Source organism: Methylobacterium sp. B1 (assembly GCF_000333255.1).
GTDB lineage: Bacteria > Pseudomonadota > Alphaproteobacteria > Rhizobiales > Beijerinckiaceae > Methylobacterium > Methylobacterium fujisawaense.
Genome location: NZ_BACT01000979.1, coordinates 1 through 9,453 on the forward strand (window position 1 = coordinate 1; position 9,453 = coordinate 9,453).

A 9,453-nucleotide genomic window follows, 5' to 3' on the forward strand; every position below is an offset into this window, starting at 1 on the left:
GGCAGATGCACGCCTGCGGCCATGACGGGCACACGACCATGCTCCTCGGCGCCGCCAAGTACCTCTCTGAGACCCGGGACTTCGACGGGGCGGCCGTGCTGATCTTCCAGCCCGCCGAGGAGGGCGGGGGCGGCGGCGAGGCCATGGTCGAGGACGGCCTGATGGAGCGGTTCGGCGTCGAGTCGGTCTACGGGATGCACAACATCCCCGGCATGGCGATCGGCACCTTCGCGATCCGCCCGGGGCCGATCATGGCCTCCACCGACCGCTTCACCGTGACCATCGAGGGGCGGGGCGGGCACGCGGCGCTCCCGCAGAACGCCATCGACAGCGTGCTCGTGTCGAGCCACGTGATCATCGCCCTGCAGAGCATCGTGTCGCGCAACCTCGACCCGGTGCAGCAGGCGGTGGTCTCGGTCTGTGCGCTGGAGGCCGGCGAGGCCTTCAACGTCTTGCCGCAGACCGTGACCATGCGCGGCACCATGCGCACGCTGTCCCAGGCGGTGCGCAGCCAGATCAAGGGACGGATCGAGACCCTCGTGGCCGACATCGCCGGCGGCTTCGGCGCCCGCGGCCGGGTCGAGTACGGATCGAGCTATCCGGTCACCGAGAACCATCCCGCCGAGACCGACTTCATGGCCGATGTCGCCGAGGCCCTGGTGGGGCGAGAGAACGTCGATCGCGCGGTGGCGCCGATGATGACCGCGGAGGATTTCTCCTACATGCTCGGCCGCCGCCCCGGCGCCTACATGTTCATCGGCAACGGCGACAGCGCCTCGCTCCATCACCCGCATTACGATTTCAACGACGCGGCCGCGCCGTACGGGGCTTCCCTGTGGGCGCGCCTGATCGAGACCGGCTTGCCGCTCACCGCCTGAGCGGGCTCCCCGCCGTCCCGACCCTCGCGGAGGCCGGATCAGCCCCCGTAGCGCGCCTTGAGCAGCGTGTAGGTCAGCCGCGCGGTCTGAACCTCGCCGCCCTCGGGCCGCCCGGGCTTGGTGGAGGGGTTCCAGCCGTAGAGATCGAAATGGCCGTGCGCCTTGGTGTTCGGTGCGAAGCGGCGCAGGAACAGGGCCGCGGTGATCGCCCCCGCGAACGGCCCGCCGGACACGTTGTTGAGGTCGGCCACCTTGGAGTCGAGGAGGCTCGCGTAGGGCGCGTGCAGCGGCATGCGCCAGACCGGATCGATCGCCGCCCGGCCGGCCTGTGCCACCGCTTCGGCCAGCGCATCGTCCTCCGTGAAGAAGGCGGGCAGGTCCGGCCCGAGGGCCACCCGGGCGGCGCCGGTGAGGGTCGAGAAGTCGAGGATCAGGTCGGGGGAGTCCGCGTCCGCGAGGGCGAGCGCGTCGGCCAGGATCAGCCGGCCTTCCGCATCGGTGTTGCCGATCTCGACGCTGAGCCCGGCCCGGCTCGGCAGCACGTCGCCGGGGCGGAAGGCGTTGCCCGATACGGCGTTCTCCACCGCGGGGATCAGCAGGCGCAGGCGCAGGCGCAGGCGCGCGCCCATGACCATGTCGGCGGCGGCCAGCGCTGCGGCGGCGCCGCCCATGTCCTTCTTCATCAGCAGCATCGCGGCCGACGGCTTGATGTCGAGGCCGCCGGTGTCGAAGGCCACCCCCTTGCCGACCAGGGTCACGCGCGGCGCATCCGCCGGCCCCCAGGTCAGGTCGATGAGCCGTGGCGCCCGGGGCGAGGCGGCGCCCACCGCGTGGATCAGGGGATACTCCGTGGCGAGCGCCTCGCCCTGCGTGACGGTGACGGAGGCGCCGTGGCGCGCGCCGAGCGTCCGGGCCGCCGCCTCGATCTCGGCGGGGCCGAGATCGTTGGCCGGCGTGTTGAAGAGATCGCGGCCCATCGCCACCGCGGCGGCGATCCGCTCCACCTCGGCCGCGTCGATGCCGGCCGGCGCCACGAGCCGGGCTTGGCTCCCGCCGCCGGAGCGGTAGCGGCCGAAGCGGTAGCTCCCCATCAGCCAGGCGAGCGCCGCCTCGGCGGGCTCGGGCGCGTCGTCCAGCCGGAACACGCCCTCCGGCAGCAGCCCCGGCAGCTTGCCGACGAGCAGCCGGTCGTGGGCCGCCGCCTCCGGATCGCCGAGGCCGAACAGAACCCGCGCGAGGCTGCCGTCGGGGCCGGGCAGCAGTGCGAGGCCGCCCGCCTTGGGCTTGAAGCCGATGGCCCGGGCGAAGCTCCGCTGGGTCGGTTCCAGGCCGGCTTCGACCTTTGCCCAGCTCCCGGTCGTGACCAGGCTCACCGGCACGGCCTGCGTGTCGCCGGGCAGGAGCCCGAGGGTCGTCGCCGGAATCTCGGCCTGGGTCATGTGCCTCTCGCATGCCGTCCCGACGGGCGGCTTAACCGGTGGTTAGGGTTAACGCTCTATCACCGGCCGGCCTGGAGCGTGAAGCGCGTGCCATCGCGTCCAGGCCAGATGCCGGCGGAGCGTACCATGATGACGGCCCTGATCCGGGTCACACGATCCCAGGCCAATGCCGGTGGCCGCGCCGCTCTGGTGGCGGCCGTCGTCGCGCTGGGGCTTGCCGGCTGCAACACCCGCTCTCCGGAAACGACCGGCTCGATCGGCTCGCTCGGGGGCACACCGGCCGCCGCCGCGGTGCCCGCGCGACAGGACATCGACCGGCTGGCCGAGCGGTTCAACGCCGATCCCACCGACGGCCGCACGGCGATCGCCTATGCCCGCGCCCTGCGGGCCACCGATCAGATCAGCCAGGCCTCGGCGGTGCTGCAGCAGGCGGCCCTGCGCAACCCGCGCGACCGGGTCCTCCTCGGCGCCTACGGCAAGTCGCTGGTCGAGGCGGGCCGATTCCGCGAGGCGATCGACGTGCTCGCCAACGCGCATACGCCCGCCAATCCCGACTGGCGCATCCTGTCGGCACAGGGCTCGGCCTCCGCCCAGCTCGGCGAGCAGGAGCGTGCGCAGAGCTTCTACGAGGCCGCCCTCAAGATCCGGCCGAACGAGCCCTCGCTCCTGTCCAATCTCGGCCTGTCCTACGCGCTGTCGCGCAATCTCGATCTCGCGGAGCAGACCCTCCGGCAGGCCGCCGACCAGCCCGGCGCCGACGCGCGGGTGCGGGCGAATCTCGCCATGGTCCTGGGCCTGAAAGGCCGCTTCGCCGATGCCGAGGCGGTCCTGCGCCGCGACATGAGCCCCGAGGAGGCGGCCACGAACGTCGCCTCCCTGCGCAGGCTCGCGGCCCAGCCCAATCGGCCCAAGTCGTTGTCCGGCATGGGGGCGCCGGGCCAGGGGTGACGCGACGGCCCATCGGCCTGATTCTTCGGTCCGATCTGCGCCGAAACCCGTGCGGCCGGTCACCCCGCCGGTCCGGGCCCGCCCTCAGTGTTCGCGACTGACGATGCACCCCGACGCAGAGGTCGCCTGACCCCATGCGCGGAACGGGACGGCGCGCGCACCCGCTCACAGCCGTCGTGCCCGCTCCGCACCGTGCCCGACAGGAAAACGCACCTGTCACGACGACCCGGTAGCGGCCAGATTCGAAAAGTTCTATATCCCTCCCCGGCTGCGCCGCGCGGCATCACGGGCGTCCAAATCGCCCCCGCGCATCGTCCTGCCCGGGCACTCCCGGGGCGGCGCGCGCCCGTCGGGCGCTACACAGGCCGAACACGGATCTCGTAGCGCAGGTCTTGCCTGCGCGTGTTCGACAACCCGCAGCGAGGATAGAACCAGCCGTGCCCTCACTCGACAGCTTCAAGGCCCGCCAGACGCTCGAAGCCGGCGGCAAGACCTACACCTACTATTCCATTCCCGCGGCCGAGAAGAACGGCCTCGCCTCGGCCACCGCGCTGCCCTTCTCCATGAAGGTGATCCTGGAGAACCTGCTGCGCTGCGAGGACGACCGCTCGGTCAAGAAGGCCGACATCGCGGCCGCCGTCGGCTGGCTCGACCAGAAGGGCAAGGCCGAGGTCGAGATCGCGTTCCGCCCCGCCCGCGTGCTGATGCAGGACTTCACCGGCGTGCCGGCGGTGGTCGACCTCGCCGCCATGCGCGACGCCATGGTGGCGCTGGGCGGCGACCCGCAGAAGATCAACCCGCTGGTGCCGGTGGACCTCGTCATCGACCACTCGGTGATCGTCGACGAGTTCGGCACCCCGAAGGCGCTCGCCGACAACGTTGCCCTGGAATACTCGCGCAACGGCGAGCGCTACACCTTCCTGAAGTGGGGCCAGTCGGCCTTCGACAACTTCTCCGTGGTCCCGCCGGGCACCGGCATCTGCCACCAGGTGAACCTGGAATACCTCGCCCAGACCGTCTGGACGAAGTCCGAGGACGGGTCCGAGGTGGCCTATCCCGATTCGCTGGTCGGCACCGATTCGCACACCACCATGGTCAACGGCATGGCCGTGCTGGGCTGGGGCGTCGGCGGCATCGAGGCCGAGGCGGCCATGCTCGGCCAGCCGCTGTCGATGCTGATTCCCGAGGTCGTGGGCTTCAAGCTGTCGGGCAAGCTGCCCGAGGGCACCACCGCCACCGACCTCGTGCTCACCGTCACCCAGATGCTGCGCAAGAAGGGCGTGGTCGGCAAGTTCGTGGAGTTCTACGGCCCCGGCCTCGATGACATGGCGGTCGCCGACCGGGCCACGATCTCCAACATGGCTCCGGAATACGGCGCCACCTGCGGCTTCTTCCCGATCGACCAGAAGACCATCGACTTCCTGAAGGTCACCGGCCGCTCCGACGACCGGATCGCCCTTGTGGAGGCCTACGCCAAGGCGCAGGGCATGTGGCGCGACGCCCAGACCCCCGATCCGGTCTTCACCGACACGCTGGAACTCGACATGGGCGAGGTCCGGCCCTCGCTCGCCGGCCCGAAGCGCCCGCAGGACCGGGTGCTCCTCGACGGCGCCAAGCCGGGCTTCGCCGGCTCGATGGAGACCGAGTTCAAGAAGGCCGCCGACATCGCGCGCCGCTACCCCGTCGAGGGCACGAACTTCGACCTCGGGCACGGCGACGTGGTGATCGCGGCGATCACCAGCTGCACCAACACGTCGAATCCCTCGGTGATGATCGGCGCCGGGCTTCTGGCTCGCAATGCGGTGGCCAAGGGCCTGCGCTCCAAGCCGTGGGTGAAGACTTCGCTCGCGCCCGGATCGCAGGTGGTCGGTGAATATCTCGAAAAATCCGGCCTGCAGGACCCCCTCGACGCGCTCGGCTTCAACCTCGTGGGCTTCGGCTGCACCACCTGCATCGGCAATTCCGGCCCGCTGCCGGAGGCGATCTCCAAGGCCATCAACGACAATGACATCGTGGCCGCGGCGGTGCTCTCGGGCAACCGCAACTTCGAGGGCCGCGTGAACCCCGACGTGCGGGCGAACTACCTCGCTTCGCCGCCCCTCGTGGTCGCCTACGCGCTGGCCGGCTCGATGCAGATCGACATCACCACCGAGCCCCTCGGCCTGGGCTCGGACGGCAAGCCGGTCTACCTCAAGGACATCTGGCCGTCCTCGGCCGAGGTGCAGCAGTTCATCGAGGAGAACATCACCTCGGCGCTGTTCAAGTCACGCTACGCGGACGTGTTCGGCGGCGACCAGAACTGGAAGGACGTCGAGGTCACCGAGGCCGAGACCTTCGCGTGGAACCCGGGCTCCACCTACGTGCAGAACCCGCCCTACTTCGTCGGCATGGAGAAGACCCCGAAGCCGGTCGAGGACATCGCGGATGCGCGCATCCTCGGCCTGTTCCTCGACTCGATCACCACCGACCACATCTCGCCGGCGGGCAACATCCGCGCGGCCTCGCCGGCCGGCGAGTACCTGCAGTCGCATCAGGTGCGCGTGCAGGACTTCAACCAGTACGGCACGCGGCGCGGCAACCACGAGGTGATGATGCGGGGCACCTTCGCCAACATCCGCATCAAGAACCAGATGGTGAAGGACGCCTCCGGCGGCGTGGTCGAGGGCGGGTGGACGCACTTCCAGCCCTCCGGCGAGAAGATGTTCATCTACGACGCGGCGATGAAATACGCCGAGCAGGGCACGCCGCTCGTCATCTTCGCCGGCAAAGAGTACGGCACCGGCTCGTCGCGCGACTGGGCGGCGAAGGGCACGAAGCTGCTGGGCGTCCGCGCCGTGGTGGCCGAGAGCTTCGAGCGCATCCACCGCTCGAACCTCGTCGGCATGGGCGTGGTGCCGCTGGTCTTCCAGGGCGACACGAGCTGGCAGTCGCTGGGCCTGAAGGGTGACGAGACCGTCACCATCAAGGGCCTCGCCGGCGAATTGAAGCCCCGCCAGACGCTCACCGCGGAGATCAAGTCCGCCGACGGTTCGGTGAAGCAGGTCCCGCTGACCTGCCGGATCGATACCCTCGACGAGCTGGAATACTTCCGCAACGGCGGCATCCTGCCCTACGTGCTGCGCTCGCTCGCGGCCTGACCATGCACCGGGCGGTCCTCGGGCCGCCCCCGCGACCGATGAGGCGGCGTCCCCCGGGCGCCGCCTTATTTGTTTCTCAGGGCGATCATTTCGCTTGCGCACAACCTTGTTTCGCGCGCGTGTCGCCCCATAACCGGGCTTCCGCATCCAGGATGGGACCCCGATGAAGCACCTCAGCAAGACCCTCGCCGCCGCCGGCCTGACCGCCCTCCTGTCGAGTGCGGCCTTCGCCGCGCAGGTCGAGCGCGTCCGCGGTACCGTCGACAAAGCCGATGGCAGCACGCTCACGATCAAGACCGACGACGGCAAGACCGAGACGGTGGATGTCGCGGGCGCCAAGTTCGCCTGGGTGGTCCCGTCGAGCCTCGATCAGATCAAGGACGGCGTCTTCATCGGCACCGCCACCAAGGGCGAGAACCCGATGACCGCCCTGGAGGTCGTGCTCTTCCCCGAGTCGATGCGCGGCACCGGCGAGGGCCATTACGGCTGGGACGCGATCACCGATCAGACCGCCGGCGCCGGCGCCAAGGTGAAGAGCGCCATGACCAACGGCACCGTGAAGGCCGAGACGTCGGGCGCCCCCAAGGTGAAGAGCGCCATGACCAACGGCACCGTGAAGGCCGACAAGGCGGCCTCGGGCGGCGAGCGCACCCTGACGGTGAGCTACGGCAAGGACGGCTCCAAGGAGATCGTGGTGCCCTCCTCGGCGCCGATCGTCGCGTTCGAGCCCGCCGACAAGGCGATCCTGACGCCCGGCTCCAAGGTCTTCGCCGTGGTCGCCAAGGATGGCGCCAAGGCCGACGGCAAGCTCATCGCGGTCGGCAAGGACGGCCTGACCCCGCCCATGTAAGGCCGGACGGCCCGCCCGACGCATTCCGTCGCGCGGGCCGATCAGGAGCCTGGGGGCGACGTTCGATCTTCGCCCTGCAGCCGCGTCGCGGAGGCCTTCGGGCCGCCGGGATGCGGTCAATCGGTCCGGCCTCGACGCGCGGGGCGAAGGACCATTCGCCGGGAAGGCGCATACAAACGGCGCGGGAACGGATTAAAATTGCTTCCTCAGCGTGCCACGCGCTGGTGCCGTGCACACAAATCGCGCATCTTCCGCCGCCGAGCGGCCCGTCAACGAGGCTGCGGCGGAGGAATCCAAGATGGGCGCTGGAGTGGCGGGCGCGATCGCGCCTGAGAGAATCCCGAATCTGTTGTCGCGCGAGCGGATCGTCGCCAAGCCGGGCTTCAACCGATGGTTGGTCCCGCCAGCGGCGCTGGCGATCCATCTCTGTATCGGGATGGCCTACGGCCTGTCGGTGTTCTGGCTGCCGCTGACCCGGGCGCTCTCCGTGGGTCAGCCGGCTCCTGCCGCCTGCCCCGACATGGGCGTGATGACGGCCCTGTTCACGACGACCTGCGACTGGCGGGTAAGCGACCTCGTCACCGTGTTTTCCATCGGCATCGTCGTGCTCGGCCTCTCGGCCGCCCTGTTCGGCGGCTGGCTGGAACGGGCCGGCCCGCGCAAGGCCGGCATCGCGGCGGCCCTCTGCTGGGGCGGCGGCTTCCTGATCGGCGCCTTCGGCGTCTACATCCACCAGCTCTGGCTGGTCTGGCTCGGCATGGGCCTGATCGGCGGCATCGGGCTGGGCCTCGGCTACATCTCGCCGGTGTCCACGCTGATTAAATGGTTCCCGGATCGCCGCGGCATGGCCACCGGCATGGCGATCATGGGCTTCGGCGGCGGCGCGATGATCGGCTCGCCCCTGGCGGACAGCCTGATCAAGAGCTTCCGGACCGCGGATTCGGCCGGTGTCTGGCAGACGCTCGCCGTGATGGGTGTCGGGTACATCCTGTTCATGCTGGGGGGCGCCTTCGGCTACCGGGTGCCCCCGGCCGGCTGGCGCCCGGACGGCTGGACCAACCCGACCGCCAAGAACGCCATGATCGCCTCGGGCCACGTCCATCTGCGCGACGCGCACAAGACCTTCCAGTTCTGGATGATCTGGCTCGTCCTGTTCCTCAACGTGTCCGCCGGCATCGGCGTGCTGGCGCTGGCCTCGCCGATGCTCCAGGAGATCTTCGGCGGCGAGCTGATCGGCCTGCCGGGCACCGGCTTTTCCGCCCTCGACGCCGGCCAGAAGGCGCAGGTCGCCGCCATCGCGGCGGGTTTCGTCGGCCTGCTCTCCCTGTTCAACATCCTGGGCCGGTTCTTCTGGGCCTCGATGTCGGACCGGATCGGCCGGAAGGGCACCTACGCGATCTTCTTCGCCCTGGGCGGCCTCCTGTATGCGGCCGCGCCCTGGGCCGCCGGCATCGGCTCGCAGGCGCTGTTCGTCGCGATCTTCTGCGTGATCCTGTCCATGTATGGCGGCGGCTTCGCGACGGTCCCGGCCTACCTCGCCGACGTGTTCGGCACGCAGTTCGTGGGCGCCATCCACGGGCGCCTGCTCACCGCGTGGTCGATGGCGGGCATCGTCGGGCCCTTCGTCATCACCAAGATCCGCGAGGCGCAGGTCGCGGCCGGCGTGCAGGGGGCGGACCTCTACGGCCGGACCATGTACGTGCTCGCGAGCTTCCTGGCGGTCGGGTTCCTCTGCAACCTGCTGGTCCGGCCGCTGGCGCAAAGGTGGTTCATGTCCGATTCCGAGCGGGCCTCCCTGGATGTCCGCTCGGGCGCCACGGCCTCCGGGCCGTCGGGCTCCTTCGGCATCGGCCGCGGCGGCTTCAGCCCCGGCGCCGCCCTGGCCTGGGCGGTGGTCGGCATCCCGATCGTCTGGGGCATCGGCATCACCCTGTCCAAGGCGTTCATCCTGTTCCGCTGAACCCGATCGCTCGGTTGTGGCAGGCACGGCGGGTCGCTAGGTTTCCGGCGCCTCGCCGTGCCGGGATGCCTTCGTCGTGATCGACAAGTTGGACTTCCTGCTCGCGCTCGCCCGCGAGCAGCATTTCGGGCACGCCGCCGAATCCTGCGGCGTGACCCAGCAGACCCTCTCGGCCGGCGTGAAGCAGCTGGAGAACCGCTTCGGCGTGCAGCTCGTGCTGCGCGGCTCCCGCTTCCAGGGC

At 70.1% G+C, this 9,453-nt stretch carries 7 protein-coding genes; 6 read left to right on the plus strand and 1 reads right to left on the minus strand.

What is annotated here, in order from left to right; translation table 11 throughout:
- The coding region (locus tag I53_RS27260) for an amidohydrolase (protein ID WP_043356880.1) at nucleotides 1-878 on the plus strand (878 nt) is incomplete at its 5' end.
- Between the two features lie 38 nt (nucleotides 879-916).
- On the opposite strand, the gene I53_RS27265 is transcribed toward I53_RS27260, so the two are convergent.
- Complete coding sequence (locus I53_RS27265; protein ID WP_043356881.1) at nucleotides 917-2,317, minus strand: leucyl aminopeptidase family protein; 1,401 nt, start codon at nucleotides 2,315-2,317, stop codon at nucleotides 917-919.
- Nucleotides 2,318-2,446: 129 nt separating this feature from the next.
- On the opposite strand from I53_RS27265, the gene I53_RS27270 reads away from it, so the two are divergent.
- From I53_RS27270 to I53_RS27290, 5 genes are all read left to right on the plus strand, one after another.
- The gene (locus I53_RS27270; RefSeq protein ID WP_043356890.1) at nucleotides 2,447-3,265 is read left to right on the plus strand and encodes a tetratricopeptide repeat protein; all 819 of its coding nucleotides are present in this window, start codon (nucleotides 2,447-2,449) and stop codon (nucleotides 3,263-3,265) included.
- Between the two features lie 437 nt (nucleotides 3,266-3,702).
- Entirely contained in the window at nucleotides 3,703-6,402 is a 2,700-nt protein-coding gene (gene acnA / locus I53_RS27275; RefSeq protein ID WP_043356884.1) for an aconitate hydratase AcnA, read from the plus strand.
- A 163-nt stretch (nucleotides 6,403-6,565) separates the two neighbouring features.
- Nucleotides 6,566-7,252 carry a hypothetical protein gene (locus I53_RS27280; protein WP_043356887.1) on the plus strand — a complete coding sequence of 229 codons (687 nt, stop codon included), beginning with the start codon at nucleotides 6,566-6,568 and terminating at the stop codon, nucleotides 7,250-7,252.
- A 298-nt stretch (nucleotides 7,253-7,550) separates the two neighbouring features.
- Nucleotides 7,551-9,212: an OFA family MFS transporter gene (locus I53_RS27285; protein ID WP_051045095.1), complete on the plus strand. Its 1,662-nt coding sequence runs from the start codon at nucleotides 7,551-7,553 to the stop codon at nucleotides 9,210-9,212.
- A gap of 76 nt (nucleotides 9,213-9,288) precedes the next feature.
- Nucleotides 9,289-9,453: LysR family transcriptional regulator (locus tag I53_RS27290; protein WP_043356888.1), on the plus strand; the 165-nt coding region annotated here is incomplete at its 3' end.

Excerpts from the sequence above, each read along its gene's own strand:
- I53_RS27270 (WP_043356890.1), top strand. The coding sequence starts at position 2,447 with ATGACGGCCCTGATCCGGGTCACACGATCCCAGGCCAATGCCGGTGGC.
- I53_RS27285 (WP_051045095.1), top strand. The coding sequence starts at position 7,551 with ATGGGCGCTGGAGTGGCGGGCGCGATCGCGCCTGAGAGAATCCCGAAT.
- I53_RS27265 (WP_043356881.1), bottom strand. The coding sequence starts at position 2,317 with ATGACCCAGGCCGAGATTCCGGCGACGACCCTCGGGCTCCTGCCCGGC.
- I53_RS27280 (WP_043356887.1), top strand. The coding sequence starts at position 6,566 with ATGAAGCACCTCAGCAAGACCCTCGCCGCCGCCGGCCTGACCGCCCTC.